Raw genomic sequence first — 16,521 nt, 5'->3', positions numbered from 1 at the left:
GTGCGCATTACGAACACAGCGCCACGCGAGCATGCGGCGACTGCCGGTCAGCCCTTGGGCAGCCGGAACCATCGCTCCTGGCCTGGGGAAATGCGTTCGTGCCGGTCTCCGGGCAGGACCAGGGGCACCGGGCCCAGAAGTGACGAAGGGACGCTGATGCCGAGCCGGCCGGGCCGGAACCGGATACGGATGTCCCGGTGCCCCAGGTAGGAGATCGAGAACGAGGAACCGGGCACTTCGGAGAGGGACACCGGGTCGATGTGCAGGCCGTCGTCGTGGGGCTCGAGTCCGACGATGCCGCGCTCGACGAGGTCCAGGGTGCCGCCCATGGCGCCGAGGTGGATCCCCTCGCCCGTGGTGCCGCCCTGGACGTCCGTGATGTCACCGAGCAGGGCTTCCTGGCAGTAGCGCCAGGCCTCCGGGCCCTGCTCCCGGGCCAGGACCCAGCCGTGGACGAGGCTGCTCAGCGTGGAACCGTGGCAGGTGCGCCGCAGGTAGTGGTCCACCGTCCTGCGCCAGAGGTCGTCGTCGAGGCGGTGGCCGAGCCGAAGGAAGAGTTGCTCGAGCTCTGCCGGGCGGAAGAGGTACCCGAGCATGAGGGTGTCGGCCTGCTTGGACGCCTGGTAGCGGTTGGGCGTGTCGCCTTCGGCTTCCAGGATGCGGTCCAGGCGGCGGATGTCGTGGTAGCGGGCGCGGTAGCCGTCCCAGTCGAGCTCGGCGAGGTCCCCGTAGCCGTGGAACTGGCTGATCACGTCGTGGTGGAACGGCACGTACAGACGGTGGGAGACGTCCTCCCAGACGGTGAGGTCGTCGGGGCCGATGCCCAGTTGCGTGAGGAGCTCGGCGCGCCGGGCTGCCGGAAGTTCCCCGTACAGGTCGAGGGCGCGGGCCAGCACCCAGGCGGCGGTGACGTTGGTGTAGGCGTTGTCGTCGATGCCGGGATCGGCGGCGTCCGGGTAGGCGTCGTGGTACTCGTCCGGGCCGACGACGCCGCGGATCCGGTAGCGGCCGAGGTTGGTGTCCCACGTCGCCGTGTACGCCCAGAAGCAGGCGGTTTGCAGCAGGAGTTCGGCGCCCGGGCCGTGCATGAATCCGGCGTCGCCGGTGGCCTGCCCGTACCGCCACACGTTCCAGGCGATGGCCGACCCCACGTGGTGCTGGAGGTGGGAGTGGTCCGGCAGCCAGCGGCCGGAGCGCGGATTGAGGTGCAGTCTCTGCGTCTCCTCGGTGCCGCAACTTCCGCTCTGCCAGGGGAACATGGCTCCCTCCACCCCGGCCCGGCGAGCAGCCTCCCGCGCCGCGGGGAGCCGTCGGTGCCGGTACATCAGCAGGGCGCGAGCGGTCTCGGGGAGGTGGAGGGCCAGGTAGGGCAGGACGAACAGCTCGTCCCAGAAGACGTGTCCCCGGTACGCCTCTCCGTGCAGGCCGCGGGCGGGGACGCCGGCATCGAGCTCGGCGGTGTGCGGCGAGAGGGTCTGCAGGACGTGGAAGGCGTGCAGCCGCAGGACCTTGCCCGTCTCTCCCGGTACTTTCAGCTCTCCTTCGCTCCAGAGACGCTGCCAGGACGCCCGGTGGGAGGCCAGCAAGGAAGGGAAGTCCGGGGCGTGTGTGGCGCAGTCGATGCTCCGCCGCAGGGGGTCGCCCGGGGGACGGTCGAGCGAGGTACACAGGGCGGCCGTCTTCACCACGACGGCCGGGGCCGTCCGCTTGATCGGCAGGACGAACGTCTGCGTGGCGGTGGTGGCTGTGCACGCCCGGCCCACCGGTGCCAGAGGACGTGCCGATGTCCGGACCGCGAGCCCCATCCGTATCCGCGAGGTGGCCGTGGTGCAGGCGATCCAGGCGGTGCCCTCCGCCTCCACCCCGGCCCGGTGCTCGACGAGGTGCCGCCCGGCCAGGGCGCGGTAGCGGTCGACTCCCGCGTTGGTGACGTCGCCGTCGAGTACGGACTCGATCTCGATCCGGCCGCTCCAGCCGTGCGCTCTGAACACAGTGTTCTGCGCGGCCAGGTTCGGAACTCCCATGTGGACGAGGCGGGTGTGGGTGACGCTCAGGCGGCGGCCATCGGCGTCGTGGAAGAGCATGCGGCGGGTGAGCGTTCCGGCCCGCAGGTCCAGCGACACGTGGCTGTGGCGCAGGGTCGGGTGGTCGAGTGTGAGCCAGTCGCCGGGTGGTGCGCCCTCGGGCAGGCAGCGGTACCGCAGGGCGGTCCAGTCCGGCAGCCGGACCATGTCCTCGTTGGGGACCGTGCGTCCGCCGACTGCGGAGTCGAGCCGGTCGTAGCATCCGGCGAGGTAGGTGCCCGGGTAGTGGATGTCGTCGGCGACGCTTTCGGGGGCCGAACCGCGCGTGGCGAAGCGGCCGTTGCCCAGGGTGCACAGGGACTCGACCAGCCGCTCGGCCTTGGGGTCGTAGTGGGGGTACTCCCAGCACCAGGCCGCGGTCACGGGCGGTCGCCTTCGAGTGCGGCGGGCAGCCCGGCGAGGTCGGGTAGGACGAGCTGGGCGCCGTGCGCGCGCAGGGCGTCCCTCATGTGCGGGTCGTCCTCGCGGTCGAGTCCCACCACCAGGCGGAAACGGCCTCGGTGTCCTGCTTCGACGCCGGCGAGTGCGTCCTCCACCACGGTGGTGTGCGCGGGGGTCGCGCCGAGACGGTCGGCAGCTTCGAGGAAGAGGGCAGGGTCGGGCTTGCCCGGAAGGGCGAGTGCGGTCGCGTCCTGGCCGTCCACCAGGGCGTCGAAGTAGCCGATGAGCTCTGCGGACTCCAGGAGGGAACGGGCGTGCCGCGAAGCCGAGACGGCTGCGCATCGCACCTCCATCTCCCGTAGTCGCTGGAGCGCGGGCCGTACGTCGTCGAAGGTGCGGACGCCTTCGGTCCGCAGCATCGCGGAGAAGACCGCCTCCTTGCGGGCGGCGACCGCGTGGACGGTGGCGCACCCGGGCGGATCCTCGGGCGTTCCGGGCAGGAGGTCGATGTGACGGGCGCCGAGGAAGGCGCGGACGCCGTCGAGGCGGGACCTGCCGTCGACCAGGTCCCGGTACTCGCGGACGGCGTCGAACGGGCATGGTCGTGCGCCCGGGGGCGACGGCTGCCATTCGGTCAGGCAGCCGTCGAAGGTCTCCTTCCAGGCGGCCGCGTGGCGGTCCGCCGTGGCGAGAAGCACTCCGTCGGTGTCAAAGACGACCGCGTGCAGGTCGCTCATGAGTCGTGCACCACGCGGCGGCCGGTGATTCGAGCGGGGGCGACCTTCATCCATTGGCTGCGCGGACCACCGGCCCAAGGTTGTGAGCGAGCCGTGGTGTTGAGGTGGTGGACCTCGTCCGGGTCGGTGACGGCTTCCAGTTCACCCACGGCCAGCACGCTCCAACCAGTGGCTGTCACGTCGTCGATGTTGTCGATCTCGAAGGCGACCTCGGTTCCGGCGGCTCTAACTGTGACGGCTTCCGCAGAGGTGCGGAAGGCGATGTCGGGTCCTGCGATCAGGTAGTTGACGGGGAGGACGGCCGGGCCTTCGGGGGTGAAGACGGCGATGCGGCCGACGCCGTGCGTGTTCAGCAGCCGCCGGCATTCGGTCTCGTCCAGCGGAACGAGCGTACTGTCGCGCCGGGCGGTTGCTCGGCCCGCGACGCGATGGGCGCTGGCACCGGTCAGGTCGTCGACGGTGAGGCCGAGGGCGTCTGCCACCCGGACGAGGGTACCGATGGCCGGACTGGCGGCGTGCTCCTCGAGGTAGGCGATGTACGTGCCGTCGGCGCCGCACCGCCGGCCCAGTTCGTCGCGGCTCAGACCGAGGGCTTCGCGGCGGGCCGCCAGTCGGTGGCCCAGGTCGGTGCGCCCGGCCATCTCGCCGGACTGCTGCGGGTGGGTGCTCGGTGTGCTCTTCACGGCACTCACTGCTCCTGGGGCGGTACGGCGACCGTGTCGTGCTGCGGTCCGCCGAGCACGACCTTGAGGGCGCCGGTTTCGCCGGCGCGCGAGAAGACGTCGTACGCCTCTTCCATCTGGTCCAGCTCGAAACGGTGGGTGACCATCGCGGCGCCGGGGAGGCGGCCGGCGGCCATCATGCGCAGCAGCATGGGGGTGGAGTGGGTGTCGACGAGGCCGGTGGTGATGGTGACGTCCTTGATCCACAGGTCTTCGAGGTGAAGGACGGCGGGCTTGCCGTGGACGCCGATGTTGGCGACCCGTCCGCCGGGGCGGACCATGCGGGTGCACATCTCGAACGCCTCGGGCACGCCGACGGCCTCGATGACCACGTCCGCCCCGAGCCCGTCCGTGAGGTCCTCCACCAAGCGCTCGGGCTCTTCGTCCGCGCTCGCGGTGGCATCGGCGCCGAGGTCGCGTGCGGCAGCGAGCCGGGACGCGGCGAGGTCGACGGCGATGATGCGCCCGGGGCTGTAGAGCTGGGCGGTGGCGATGGCGGCCAGGCCGATGGGGCCGGCTCCGACCACGACGACCGTGTCGCCCGGGCGCACGTTGCCGTTGAGCACGCCGACCTCGTAGGAGGTCGGGAAGATGTCGGCGAGCAGGACCGCGTCGTGGCTGGCCAGGGCGCTGGGCAGCGGGTGGACGGAGAGGTCGGCGAAGGGGACGCGTACGTACTCGGCCTGGGTGCCGTCGATGGTGTGGCCCAGGACCCAGCCGCCGCCTCCGCGGCACTGTCCGTAGTGCCCTTCACGGCAGAAGCGGCAGCGGCCGCAGGCGGAGATGCAGGAGATCAGGACGCGGTCGCCGGGGCGGACGCTACGGACGTCGCCGCCGGTCTCGACGACGGTTCCGACGGCCTCGTGGCCCAGGATCCGGCCGGGGGTCACTTCGGGCACGTCGCCCTTGATGATGTGCAGGTCGGTGCCGCAGATGGTGACGGCGTCGACCCTGATGATCGCGTCGGCGGCGTCCTTGATGGAGGGGTCCGGGACGTCCTGCCAGGAGGTCTGCGCGGGACCGTGGAAGACGAGTGCCTTCATGGCGCGGCCTTCTCTCTGTGTGCTGTGCGGAAGGGTTCACCGTCAGGCTGTGCCTGTGTCCCTCCGTCGCGCTTGGGCCGGTCGGCCCCTACCAGGGGCCGGAAGGTCCCCAGCGGGCAGCACGTTCCGGTGCGACGGTGGAGACCGGTATCCGTTCCGAAAGGAGGGCTGCTGCCATGTCCCAGTCAGCCCCGTCCCTTGCTTCCGCCCGCCCGGCCCTGCTGAGGTTCCTCGGCGGAGTGCGGACGGTCACCGGCAGCAAGTTCCTGGTCGAGAGCGACCACGCCCGGATCCTCGTCGACTGCGGACTCTTCCAGGGTGTCGCGGACCTGCGCCGCCGCAACTGGGACAAGCTGCCCTGCGATGCCTCCGACATCCACGCCGTCGTCGTGACCCACGCCCACCTGGACCACTGCGGCTACCTGCCTCGGCTGGTCCGGCACGGCTTCCGCGGCCCGATCCTGACCAGCGCCCACACCGCCCGGCTCGCCGAGATCGTGCTCCGCGACAGCGCCCGCCTCCAAATGGAAGCCGCCGAGCACGCCAACCAGCACGGCTGGTCCAAGCACCGCCCCGCCAAGCCGCTCTACGACGATGACGACGTCGAGCACACGATCAAGTACTTCGACCCGGTACCGGTGGGCAGCGAGACCGAGATCATGGCGGGCACGAAGCTGATGTTGCACCACGGCGGTCACATCCTCGGCTCCGCCTGGGCACACCTGACCCTGGAAGACGGACACACCCTCGCCATCAGCGGTGACCTCGGCCGCCCCGGCCACCCGCTCCTCCTGCCGCCCGAGCCTTTCTCCGGCGCCGACGTCCTCCTGATGGAGTCGACCTACGGCAACCGCCACCACAACCAGGAGAGCGCCCGCCGGGAATTCGCCTCGGTGATCACACGGACGCTGTCCCGCAGCGGGACCGTCGTCATCCCGGCCTTCGCGATCGACCGCACCGAGGTCGTCCTGCACGAGCTGGCCACCCTGCGCAGCGACGGCACCCTGCCCCGCCACGTACCCGTCTACGTCGACAGCCCCATGGCCCTGGCCGCCCTCGACGTCTACCGCGACGCCGTCCGGGCCCACTCCCCCGAGCTGCGCCCCGAGATCCTCGCCCAGGGCGAGGCGGCGATCAGCCCGGAGCCCTTCGTGGCCGCCCGGACCGTCCAGGAGTCGATCGACATCAACAACGCCACCGGCCCGGCGGTCATCGTCTCCTCCGCCGGCATGGCCACCGGCGGCCGCGTCCTGCACCACCTCCACCGGATCCTGCCCGACCCCCGTAACGCCGTGGTCATCGTCGGCTTCGCCGCCGCCGGCACCCGGGCTCGCGACCTCGTGGACGGCGCCCGCACGCTCAAGATGTTCGGCGAGTACGTCCCCGTACGCGCCGAGGTCGCCGACGTACCGCACTTCTCCGCACACGCCGACGCCGACCAGATCATCGACTGGCTGCGCAACGCCCCGGCCCCCCACACCACCTACCTGGTCCACGGCGAGGAAACCGCCGCCGAAACCCTGCGGGACCGCATCGACCACGAGCTGAAATGGACGACCGTCGTACCCAAGTCCGGGGAGGCCGTCTTGGTCCGCTGACGGGGCCGGACGGTCCCCGCGGTGTGCACCGCGCGGCCCTCCCCGACACGGTGGCCACCGAGCAGGGTGAATGCGAAGGGTTGGAGGCACCCCATGAGCACCATGCACACCATCCTCGAAGCGATGGCACCGGAAGCCCGCGAAGCCCTGCTCGCCCACTCCCACCAGGTGACCTTCCCGGCCGGCACCCGCATCTTCAACGAACGCCGGCGGGCCGAGAAGTTCTGGATCATCGAGTGCGGCACCGTGGACCTCGACACCCACGTCCCCGGCCACAAGAACGCGGTCGTCGACACCCTCGGCTACGGCGAGCTCCTCGGCTGGTCCTGGATGTTCCCTCCCTACAGCTGGCACCTCGGCGCCACCGCCTCCCGCGAAGTGCGCGCCCTGGAGTTCGACGCAGCGGCCGTACGGGCGCTGTGCAACGAGGACTCGGCCGTCGGCCGGTCCGTCTCCATTGCCGTGGGCGCGGTCATCGCCGACCGGCTCGACTCCGCCCGTACCCGGCTCCTTGACCTGTTCGCCCCTCACGGCAGCGGCACCCCGCTCGCCCACGCACGCTGAGGACCCCGCCATGACCTCCACCCCGTACACCGTCGCCGACGTCATGACCACCAAGGTCATCGCCATCACCCCATCGACCGGCTTCAAAGACATCGCCACCGCGATGGAACGGTGGAAGGTCACCGCCCTACCCGTCATCGAGGGCGAGGGCCACGTCGTCGGCGTGGTCTCCGAGGCCGATCTCCTCCCCAAGGAGGAGTTCCACGAGCACCGCCCCGGCTTGATCGAGCAGATGCGCCGCCTGGGCGACACCGCCAAGGCGGGCTCCACCCGCGCCGAGAACATGATGACCACCCCGGCCGTCACGATCCGCCCCGACGCCACGCTTCCGCAGGCCGCCCACCTCATGGCCGACCGCCACATCAAGCGCCTCCCGGTCGTCGACGCCGACGGTGCCCTCAAGGGCATCGTCAGCCGCGCCGACCTCCTCAAGGTCTTCCTCCGCACCGATGAAGACCTCGCCACCGAGATCCGCCGAACGGTCGTCGACCGCCTCTTCCCCCTCTCCCACAAGACCGTCAAGGTCACCGTCACGGAAGGCATCGCCACTCTGACCGGCCAGGTCAGAGACAGCCACCTGATAGGGATGGCCGAACGCCTCACCCACTCCGTGGAAGGCGTCGTACAGGTCCACTGCCAGTTGGAGGCGCCCACCTCGCCATGAGCTTGGCCTCGCCGGGTTCGAGTGGACCCACAACGTCTCGTTGTTGGCACGGCCGATGGGCCCGGTACGAAGTCGGACGTGGAGATCCCGGTGAGGTCAAGCTGGGCCGGCGCCCGTGCTCCCCGGCACCGCACAGACCATCCCCGGCGCCACCACGCTGGTCCTCCTCGATGCCGAGCCTCACGGACGACCGCCTCCAGACGGGCGGGCCGAGCGGCTGCGCCGTACCTGCAAGTACCCCTCCCCGCCTCCACGGGTTCCCTGGATCACAAGCCACATCTTGCCGCGGCCCGACGACTCCAGCCGGTATTGACTATGTCTGTTCCTAGGGGTCGTACCCGGCCAACGAGGAACCCCGCATCCGGCTGCGCCGGTCCGCCGCCCGCCGCAGCCGGACCCTGCCCGGACCGGGGCACGTCCTCCGGCGTGACGTCCAGGTGCGCGTCAGCTGGCCCGAAGGCCGACAGCCAGTGTCAGTTCGAGGACCCGCTGTGGCGATGCGAGATCCGGAAACAGCTCCCGCAGCTGCGCCATCCGGTACCGGACCGTCTGGGGATGGACGAACAACGCCGCCGCCGCCTCGTCCCGCCTGCCCTGGTACAGCAGCCACGCCCGCAACGTCTCCTCCAGCCGCCGTGCCGTCGCGGCAGGCAAGGTCCGCAACGGTGCGAGGGCTCGGGCACGCAGGTCTGCGAACGCGTCCGCGTCGGCGCTCAGCACCAGCTCGGGCAGGTGGTCCTCGGTGTCGCGAATGTCGGAGGAGAGGGAGCGCGCGCGGACGGCTCGTGCGTACGAGGCGGACGCACGAGTCCACGGCCGGGCCGGGCCGACCACGGCGGTGCGGTCGGTCAGCTGCCGCAGGAGGTGTGATCGGTCGGCATCGGGGACGAGCAGCACACCGGTGGCGTCCGGCAGATCGTCGAGGACGAGGGTGCTCGGGTCGAGCGCGCGGTAGGCAGGCCGGGCCTGGGCGGCGGGTAGCAAGACCGCGGTCAGTGAAACCGGAGGCTGCCACCCGGCCCGTTGGACAGAAGCCAGGAGTACGTCCGGGCTCGCGCCGGCGAGGAGGTCGCGGGCCAGGTGTTCCAGCTGGCGCTCGTGGGCCCTGCCCCGGGCCGCCAGTTCGTCGGCGTGGCCCGCGGCGCTCGCGGCAGAGAGCTCGTCGATGTAGGCGAAGGTCAGCTCGGCGAATTTGGCGACCTCGGCGGCGGGCAGACCTACGGGCACGGCGCCCGCCGCCAGGCATCGCCAGGCCACGCGGGCGCCGACGCGGTAGGCGCTGAGCAGGGCGTCCATCGAACGGCCGTCGCGCACCTCGCCGCGGCCCAGCTCGTAGGCGGCGTCACCGGCGTCGCCGCCCGTGGCGTTCCCGCTCGCGAGGTCCAGGTAGTGCCCCAGGGCGGTACGGACGGCCCGGCGGATGGTGGCGCCCATGCGGCCCGAGAGGGCGTTGGCGTAGGGCGGGACCTCGTCCATGATCGCCTGGACGACCTCGTCGGCGGTGGTCTTCAGCTCGGCCCGAAGTGCTGTGACCGTCGTCTCATCCAGGGCCAGTTCACTGGCCCTCCGGATTGCATGGCTCACGGTTTCATTCCCTGCGAACAATTCGGCTGATCAAATTTACGTCCTACGGTCAGGACTTTACGCCTTGAGGCGCAGCAAGCTGGAGTCATGACGAGTGCAGCCCTCCGCAGCAGGGCGTGGAAACTGCTGGAGATGGTCACGACGCCGCTGCTGCCGTCGGACTACCTCGACCTGGTCAGCCCGCTGCGTGCGGGCGCTGACCTGCGCGGGCGCATCGAGGCCGTGCACCCTGAGACGGATGACGCCGCGACTGTCGTGATCAGGCCGGGACGGGGCTGGCGCGGCCACACAGCCGGTCAGTACGTGCGGATCGGGGTCGATGTCGACGGGGTGCGCCTGTGGCGTGCCTACTCCATCACCTCGCCGACGAACCGCGAGGACGGCCGCGTCACGATCACCGTGAAGGCGATCCCGGACGGCAAGGTCAGCAACCACCTGGTCCGCAGGGCGAAGCCGGGCACGCTGGTCCAGCTCGACCAGCCGACCGGTGACTTCGTGCTGCCGCAGGCCAAGCCCGCCAAGGTGCTCTACCTGACGGCCGGCAGCGGCATCACGCCCGTGATGGGCATGCTGCGCGACATCGAGTTCGACGACGTCGTCATGGTCCACTGCGCGCCACGGCCACAAGACGTGATCTTCCGCAGCGAACTGCACGACCTGGTCGCGGACGAGAAGCTGCGGCTCACCGAGGTGCACACCGACACGGACGGCATGCTCGACGTCTCCCGTCTCGACGCACTCGTGCCCGACTGGGCCGAGCGCGAGACCTGGGCTTGCGGACCCGCGGGCCTGCTGGACGCCGCCGAAGAGCACTGGACCGGGCACGGCGTGCAAGAGCGCCTGCACACCGAACGCTTCCGCCCCGGCATCGTCGTCACCGGCGACGGCGGCGAGGTCACGTTCAGCGCCACCGGCAAGACCGTCGACGCGGACGGCGCCACGCCGTTGCTCGACATCGGCGAGGAGGCCGGCGTGCTCATGCCCTCCGGCTGCCGCATGGGCATCTGCTTCGGCTGCGTCAGCCCGCTCAAGGCGGGCGCCGTCCGCGACCTGCGCACCGGCGAGATCACCGAGGCCGAACCGGGCGTCCTCATCCAGACCTGCGTGTCCGCCGCGGCGGGCCCCTGCGACATCGAACGGTAGGAGCACTTTGACCGCCATCGACCCCACCGCCCACCTGACCGCGGAGCAGATCGAGGAGCTCGGCCGCGAGCTGGACGCCATCCGCGACGAGGTGATCGCCAGCCGCGGGGAGAAGGACGCCGCCTACATCCGCAAGGTCATCTCGGCGCAGCGCAAGCTCGAGCTGGTCAGCAGGGGCGTGCTGCTGTTCTCGATCTTCCCGCCCGCGTGGGTGCTCGGCACCGCGGGCCTGTCCGTGGCGAAGATCATGGACAACATGGAGATCGGCCACAACATCCTGCACGGTCAGTGGGACTGGATGCGAGACCCCAAGATCCACTCCACCACCTGGGAGTGGGACCACGTCTCACCGTCCGATCAGTGGAAGCACTCGCACAACGAGCTGCACCACACGTACACCAACGTGATCGGCAAGGACAACGACCTCGGCTACGGCATCATGCGCGTCGACGAGGACCAGAGGTGGCACCCGTTCCACCTCGGCCAGCCGCTGTGGAACTTCCTCAACGCCTGCTTCTTCGAGTACGGCATCGCGGCGTACGACCTGGAGCTCGGCAAGAACCTGCACAAGCGCCGCCGCAAGAACCCGGAGTTCCGCGCGCGGGCCAAGGCAGTGGGCCGCAAGATCCGCAAGCAGGTGCTCAAGGACTACGTGATCCACCCGCTGCTGTCGGGCCCGTCGTTCCTCCCGACGCTCGCCGCCACGTTCACCGCGAACCTGGTCCGCAACATCTGGACCCACTCGGTGATCATGTGCGGGCACTTCCCCGAGGGTGTGCAGGTCTTCGAGCGCCGGTCGATCAAGGGCGAGACGCGCGGCCAGTGGTACCTGCGCCAGATGATGGGCTCGGCGAACATCAGCGGCAGCAGGGCCATGCACTTCATGACCGGCAACCTGTCGCACCAGATCGAGCACCACCTGTTCCCGGACCTGCCGAGCAACCGGTACGCCGAGGTCGCGGTCAAGGTGCGCGCGCTGTTCGAGAAGTACGAGCTGGAGTACGTCACCGGGCCGCTGCCCAAGCAGGTGTTCTCCGCGTGGCACAAGGTCTTCCGGCTCTCACTGCCGAACAAGAAGCCCAAGGTCAAGACGCCGGACCGCGAGCAGGAGCTCGTCGCGGCCTGATTCTCGGAATCGGCCGGACCGGCGGCACCGCCGGTCCGGTCAGCCGCGGTGGAACAGGTCGGCGCCTGCCGACCGGTGCCGTCCTTTTGGCGCGGGTCCTTCGCCGCCGGGAACCTCCCGGCCTTCCTGACGCCACTGCCGCGCGAGGGCGTCGTAGATCGGAGAATCCGACTCCCACCCGCTGCCCGCCCGCACGTCGGCGGAACTTCTCTGTGCTGGAACGTTCCTGTGGTCCATGAGCAGCCCAACGACCCCGCGCCGGACATCGTGACGGTCCGTATCCCGAACGTCACCAGGAGACCCGCCACGGGGTGACGGGTACGCCTGCCTCAACACGGCTCAGAGCGCGAGTTCGGAAAGGCCTCAAGGCGTGCAGCGGGCGAGGGTCGGTCCGGTCATGTCCCCAGAGCGCTCCGGGTTCCGGCCCTGACCCGCGCACCCGTGCCGGCGCGGACCGGGCATGACCCCAACGGTCACCAGGCCGGCTCCGCAGGGCTCCCGGGAGACCGGTCCTCGTACCGCCACTTCCGAACCACTCACGTCATTCCGGTCACGCCCCGGCGGACGGGGCGGGCGGCTTGGCGAGTTCGCCCAGGACGCGGGCGGCCGGTGCGGGGTCGGCCAGCCACTTCAGGTGGCTGCCCTCCAGGGTGTGGACGTCGTACGGGTTGTCAGGTGTCAGCTCGTTGCCCTCGCGGATCAGCCGGTCCTGTAGGGCGGTGGGCAAGCTCGTGTCGTCGGCCAGGCGGATGTAGGTCTTGGGGATGCGGCCCCAGGTCGCGGCCTGTGCCCGGTCGGCGGGGCCACCGACGTCCAGGTTCTCGTCGGGCTGGAAGGTGTTCAGGAAGGTGAGGAACTCCTCGTCCGTGCCGTCGGCGAAGAACGCCGCCTTGAACGCCGCGAGTGAGTCCGGGTCCGCGGTGCGGAAATTGACGCGGAGCAGGCCGAGTTCGGCGGGGTTCCCCGTCAGCGCCGAGGCGAAGGCGGCCGGGTCGACCGTGGCCATCTCCGGTTCGGCGTAGTAGTCACCGACGTCGAGACGGACCGGGCACCACGCCGAGACATAAACGAGGCGGTCGATCAGGTCTGGGCGCGCGTTGGCCGCAGCGGTGACCGTGATACCGCCACGGCTGTGTGCGACGAGTATCACGTCCGTTCCCCTTGGCCCGTTCGAGGATCCCGACCAGGTGGGCGACGTTGTCGGCGAGTGTGACGCCCTTGATCGAGCCGGGGGCGGCGGCGAGCCCCTCTGCGTCCTGCGGTGCCTGATAGGCGTGGGTATAGGTCGCCTGGAACCCGTGGCCGGGCAGGTCGACGGCGACCGAACGGTGCCCGAGGAGGCCGAGTTCCGCCTGTAGGGGCGCGAAGGAGAAGGAGTTCGCGAAGGCTCCGTGGACAAGTACGAATGTCGGTTGCATCTGTGTACTCACTTTCCGGCCGACGCGGTCCGGCGTCGGCCATGGCGGGCCCCGGCACGGCGAGCCGGCCCAGGGCTGAGGAGTGGGGCTGAGGAATGGGGCAGTTTCCGGCGCGGGGCGTCATGCATCGCGTCCATCACGGTCAGGTCGACGGCGTCGCTCACGGGCCGTTCGAGGTTCCGGTGTCATCACCGACCCACGTCATTGGCGTGGCTGACGCGCGACGTGCGTGGGCGTGCGCGTGGGCAGGTAGCCGAAGCTGTCGGCGGTGTCGGTCAGGACACCGCCGAGGTCCGGGTAGTGCCCGTGGGCTTTGTCGGATCGACTCGGCCTTCATCCAGCGGCCGAGGCCGTGTCCGCGGGGCCCTGGAAGCACGCCGGTGCCGTAGTGCTGGGCGTCACCTGTGCCGCCGCCGGGCACGACGAGTTCGGTGAACCCGGCGATCGAGCCGTTGGAGGTGTCGGGGGGCGACGACGGTGTGCAGGTGGTCGCTGCGCTGTTCGACGGCCTTCGCCGCAGCCCGGACCCGGTCCACGTCCCAGGTCGTGGTGCCCCGTGATCGGTGCGTCGGCCGTGCGCCCCCGTGAGCGGGTCGGTCAGTGGGGTGATGCGGAGCGACAAGGTGTCTCCGTCGTGAGGAGGTCGCAGAGGTCAGTACGCGGGCTCAACTGCTGGGCACTCCTGCGCATGTGCTCCACACCTCCTCGTCGACAGCGCCGGTCCGGATCAACATGAACGGCTGGGAGAACTTAGCTGGTCCATCGGCTCCTCGGCACAGGATTACTGACCTTGTGCTCGTGGTGTCCCCGGTGTTGGTCCTACGACCGCTTCCATCCGGACCCGCTCGCGGAAGGCTTGCCTCTCCGCGGTCAGACCACCGCCCTGCGGATACCTCATACACCCGGCACACCGCGACGATCACTGATCGTCAGCCCCTACGACAAGGCGACTTCAAGGTCAGTGACGACGTAGTGCGCGATGGCTGCTGTTGCCTGCCCAGCCGGTAGACGGGCTTGCCGTGTGCGTGGTCGCAGCGGGCCATTGAGATACTTCGGCCGGTGGACACGAGTACGAGGACAGACGGGATACGGCCAGGCCGTCCCGTGGAATGGGCGCTGCGTTCCGCAGAGCCGGCGGATGTCGAGGCGATCGCAGAGCTGCGGGCAACGGTGATGCGCCCGGACCTGGAGCGGCTGGGACGGTTCGACGAGCATCAAGTCCGGCAGCGGCTGCGGAACTCCTTCTCCCCGCAGCACACGTCGGTCATCGTGGCCGATGACACCTTCGCGGGATGCGTAACTGTGCGGCCGGCCGAGGACGGGCGGTGGCTGGAGCATTTTTATCTCACTCCGGCCTTCCAGGGCCGGGGGCTCGGATCGGCTGTGCTGCGCACACTGCTGGAGAGGGTCGATGCCAGCGGCATGCCCGTTCGCCTCAATGTCCTGCAGGGCAGCGCCGCCCGGCGGCTGTACGAGCGCCACGGGTTCACCGTGGAGGTTCAGGACCCCATCGACGTCTACATGGTGCGCCAGCCAGCGCACTTCCAAGCATCCGCTTAGCCGGGCAGTCGACCGCGAGGCGGAGACCCGCTGACAGCGCGCTGCCCTGCTGACGGCTCCGTCGCCGATACCAATGGGCCGGCCCGGCGCTACTGCCCCCAACAGGTGGGTACCGGACCTGACCCGCGCCCGCGCCCGCGTCCGAACGCCGGGACCACCCCGCCGCTCTCCCGGCGTCCGCAGACGCAGGCTTCAGCTGGGGCCGTGTACGCCAGCCCGTGTCCCGCGAAGCCATCCGCTTCCAGCCCAAGCCGCTTCTCGCTCGGGCCCGTCCGCGCGCCACGCGTCAGGCGGCGGCCTCACCGGTGGCGAGGTGGCCGCCTACGTCAAGGTGTTGGGCCGAATGCTGGACCCCTTCGACGACGTCGATGTCACGGGGACACCACCGCGTTGGAGCGGCAGCCCAGGCCCGGTGCGCGGGTCAGTTCACCCGGAACGGTGAACAGCATCCCCTCCACGCCAGCGACAGGCCCGCACACCCCCAACCCGCCAGCCGCGCAAACCCCGCAGAACCACGCCGCCGACGAGACGTTCTTGGTCGCCGGGAGCGTTTCGTCTTCGCCCACCCGGACATACGGTGCCTCCAGCCGGGGCCGGCCTCGGCGCCTGCGGGCCCCCGGCTGCCCGGTGAGCGGCTCGACGGTGGCGGCGCCGGGCAGTGTCGCCAGGGCCCACCACGGCCGACAGGTGGCAGCTGTGATAGAGGCCATCATCGCCACAGAGCGCACAACCCTCTGGCTTCGTTCACGAGAACGGGGTTCTGGCACACGTTCCGTAAGCGCGATGGACGAGTCTCTGCGGATCGCTCCAGGGTCAACCGCACTGTTAGCGTTGGGTCTTGATCAAAACGGAGGCAGCATGACATCGACCGTATTTCGCATCGGTGGGGATCTCGGGGTACGGCGGCTCGGGTTCGGAGCCATGCGGCTGCCGAGTGAGCCGGGTCCCGCCCGCGAGGTCTCTCTCGCGGTCGCCCGGCGGGCCGTCGAGTTGGGCGTCACGCTGATCGATACCGCCCACATGTACGGCTGGGGAGCCAACGAGGAGCTGCTCGCCGAGGCCTTGTACCCCTACGTGGACGGCCTGGTCATCACCACCAAGGTCGGTATCGCACGATCGGCCACCGCAGCCGGGTGGAAGAACGACGCCCGGCCTGACGTCCTGCGCGGTCAGGTCGAACACGCCCTCCGGCGGCTGCGCGTCGAACGAATCGAGCTGCTCCAGCTGCACCGCATAGATCCGAAAGTCCCCTTGGCGGAACAGCTCGGCGCGCTGCGGGAACTCCAGACCGAGGGCAAGGTCGGACGGATCGGACTGTCCGAGGTCACCGTCACGGAATTGGACCAGGCGCGGAAGATCGTCGACGTCGCAAGCGTGCAGAACCGGTACAGCTTGCTCGACCGCGAGCACGAGCCGGTGCTGGCCACGTGCGAAGCGGAGGGGATCGCGTTTCTGCCGTGGCGGCCGGTCGCCTCAGCGACGTCGGCCGAGATCGCCACCGTGGCAGCCGAACTCGAGGCCACCCCGGCACAGGTCTCGCTCGCCTGGCTCCTTCACCACTCTCCGGTCATTCTCCCGATTCCGGGCACCGGTCGAATCGACCACCTGGAGGAGAATCTCGCTGCGGCGCATCTCCACCTGGACCCGGCCCACCTTGACCGCCTCGACCGGTTGGCCGAGTAGGAAGCCAGCTGACCGCTCTCACCGAACGGAAACTGAGCCAGAACCCCATCTCGTGGATCAAGCCGAGCCCCCGTACGCCGTGCCGTACACGAGCTCGGGGCGACACTTCGGCCTTCTGAGGCTAGGGCCTGTCGTCAAAGTGATCTTGCGTTGTGGATCATGGTTGGGTGATACGTCGCCATGAACTGTCGGACGCTGAGTGGGAACTCGTGCA

General features: G+C 70.0%; 12 protein-coding genes and 3 pseudogenes. 7 read left to right on the top strand and 8 right to left on the bottom strand.

Annotated elements, in window-relative coordinates:
• Positions 1–47: 47 nt before the first annotated feature.
• The 4 genes from AC07B0_RS34870 to AC07B0_RS34855 are packed head-to-tail and all read right to left on the bottom strand — an operon-like array spanning position 48 to position 4,967.
• Positions 48–2,447 (bottom strand): glycoside hydrolase family 65 protein, encoded by a 2,400-nt coding sequence (locus AC07B0_RS34870; RefSeq protein WP_478899945.1) that lies wholly within the window; start codon positions 2,445–2,447, stop codon positions 48–50.
• Positions 2,444–3,202 carry an HAD family hydrolase gene (locus AC07B0_RS34865; protein ID WP_469378516.1) on the bottom strand — a complete coding sequence of 253 codons (759 nt, stop codon included), beginning with the start codon at positions 3,200–3,202 and terminating at the stop codon, positions 2,444–2,446. Before AC07B0_RS34865 ends, AC07B0_RS34870 begins: the two co-directional genes overlap by 4 nt.
• Positions 3,199–3,885, bottom strand: coding sequence for a helix-turn-helix domain-containing protein (locus AC07B0_RS34860; RefSeq protein ID WP_469378514.1), 687 nt, complete (start codon positions 3,883–3,885; stop codon positions 3,199–3,201). Before AC07B0_RS34860 ends, AC07B0_RS34865 begins: the two co-directional genes overlap by 4 nt.
• A 5-nt stretch (positions 3,886–3,890) precedes the next feature.
• Entirely contained in the window at positions 3,891–4,967 is a 1,077-nt protein-coding gene (locus tag AC07B0_RS34855) for a zinc-dependent alcohol dehydrogenase family protein (RefSeq protein ID WP_478899942.1), read from the bottom strand.
• Between the two features lie 176 nt (positions 4,968–5,143).
• Between AC07B0_RS34855 and AC07B0_RS34850 the strand changes: the two genes are divergently transcribed.
• The 3 genes from AC07B0_RS34850 to AC07B0_RS34840 all read left to right on the top strand — a co-directional run bounded on the left by AC07B0_RS34850 (position 5,144) and on the right by AC07B0_RS34840 (position 7,793).
• Positions 5,144–6,565, top strand: coding sequence for an MBL fold metallo-hydrolase RNA specificity domain-containing protein (locus tag AC07B0_RS34850; protein ID WP_469378510.1), 1,422 nt, complete (start codon positions 5,144–5,146; stop codon positions 6,563–6,565).
• A 93-nt stretch (positions 6,566–6,658) separates the two neighbouring features.
• Positions 6,659–7,129: a cyclic nucleotide-binding domain-containing protein gene (locus AC07B0_RS34845; RefSeq protein WP_478899940.1), complete on the top strand. Its 471-nt coding sequence runs from the start codon at positions 6,659–6,661 to the stop codon at positions 7,127–7,129.
• Positions 7,130–7,139: 10 nt separating this feature from the next.
• Positions 7,140–7,793 (top strand): CBS domain-containing protein, encoded by a 654-nt coding sequence (locus AC07B0_RS34840; RefSeq protein WP_478899938.1) that lies wholly within the window; start codon positions 7,140–7,142, stop codon positions 7,791–7,793.
• 444 nt (positions 7,794–8,237) lie between these two features.
• Here AC07B0_RS34840 and AC07B0_RS34835 read toward each other — a convergent pair whose 3' ends face one another.
• A complete protein-coding gene (locus AC07B0_RS34835) occupies positions 8,238–9,377 on the bottom strand; it encodes a PucR family transcriptional regulator (RefSeq protein WP_478899936.1) in 1,140 nt (379 codons plus the stop codon).
• A gap of 87 nt (positions 9,378–9,464) precedes the next feature.
• Between AC07B0_RS34835 and AC07B0_RS34830 the strand changes: the two genes are divergently transcribed.
• Both AC07B0_RS34830 and AC07B0_RS34825 read left to right on the top strand, forming a co-directional pair.
• Positions 9,465–10,520: a ferredoxin reductase gene (locus AC07B0_RS34830; RefSeq protein ID WP_478899934.1), complete on the top strand. Its 1,056-nt coding sequence runs from the start codon at positions 9,465–9,467 to the stop codon at positions 10,518–10,520.
• Between the two features lie 7 nt (positions 10,521–10,527).
• The gene (locus tag AC07B0_RS34825) at positions 10,528–11,646 is read left to right on the top strand and encodes a fatty acid desaturase family protein (RefSeq protein WP_356878644.1); all 1,119 of its coding nucleotides are present in this window, start codon (positions 10,528–10,530) and stop codon (positions 11,644–11,646) included.
• A gap of 550 nt (positions 11,647–12,196) precedes the next feature.
• Here AC07B0_RS34825 and AC07B0_RS34820 read toward each other — a convergent pair.
• The 3 pseudogenes from AC07B0_RS34820 to AC07B0_RS34810 all read right to left on the bottom strand — a co-directional run.
• Positions 12,197–13,064 (bottom strand): annotated as a pseudogene (locus AC07B0_RS34820) (alpha/beta fold hydrolase).
• A 201-nt stretch (positions 13,065–13,265) separates the two neighbouring features.
• Positions 13,266–13,618 (bottom strand): annotated as a pseudogene (locus AC07B0_RS34815) (GNAT family N-acetyltransferase); the annotation flags it as partial.
• A 272-nt stretch (positions 13,619–13,890) separates the two neighbouring features.
• Positions 13,891–13,962: pseudogene (locus tag AC07B0_RS34810) on the bottom strand (helix-turn-helix domain-containing protein); the annotation flags it as partial.
• Positions 13,963–14,168: 206 nt separating this feature from the next.
• Between AC07B0_RS34810 and AC07B0_RS34805 the strand changes: the two are divergent.
• A complete protein-coding gene (locus AC07B0_RS34805) occupies positions 14,169–14,624 on the top strand; it encodes an N-acetyltransferase family protein (RefSeq protein WP_478899932.1) in 456 nt (151 codons plus the stop codon).
• An 858-nt stretch (positions 14,625–15,482) separates the two neighbouring features.
• The gene (locus AC07B0_RS34800) at positions 15,483–16,307 is read left to right on the top strand and encodes an aldo/keto reductase (protein WP_478899930.1); all 825 of its coding nucleotides are present in this window, start codon (positions 15,483–15,485) and stop codon (positions 16,305–16,307) included.
• The last annotated feature ends 214 nt before the right edge of the window (positions 16,308–16,521 follow it).

This window comes from Streptomyces sp. NPDC044704 (genome assembly GCF_056433525.1).
Note: the sequence above shows the minus strand (reverse complement) of the source record. Positions and strands in the feature narration are given on the sequence as shown.

What these genes read in the sequence shown, in the direction of transcription:
- AC07B0_RS34800 (WP_478899930.1), top strand. Translation starts at nt 15,483, where the DNA reads ATGACATCGACCGTATTTCGCATCGGTGGGGATCTCGGGGTACGGCGG.
- AC07B0_RS34855 (WP_478899942.1), bottom strand. Translation starts at nt 4,967, where the DNA reads ATGAAGGCACTCGTCTTCCACGGTCCCGCGCAGACCTCCTGGCAGGAC.
- AC07B0_RS34845 (WP_478899940.1), top strand. Translation starts at nt 6,659, where the DNA reads ATGAGCACCATGCACACCATCCTCGAAGCGATGGCACCGGAAGCCCGC.
- AC07B0_RS34830 (WP_478899934.1), top strand. Translation starts at nt 9,465, where the DNA reads ATGACGAGTGCAGCCCTCCGCAGCAGGGCGTGGAAACTGCTGGAGATG.
- AC07B0_RS34850 (WP_469378510.1), top strand. Translation starts at nt 5,144, where the DNA reads ATGTCCCAGTCAGCCCCGTCCCTTGCTTCCGCCCGCCCGGCCCTGCTG.
- AC07B0_RS34840 (WP_478899938.1), top strand. Translation starts at nt 7,140, where the DNA reads ATGACCTCCACCCCGTACACCGTCGCCGACGTCATGACCACCAAGGTC.
- AC07B0_RS34865 (WP_469378516.1), bottom strand. Translation starts at nt 3,202, where the DNA reads ATGAGCGACCTGCACGCGGTCGTCTTTGACACCGACGGAGTGCTTCTC.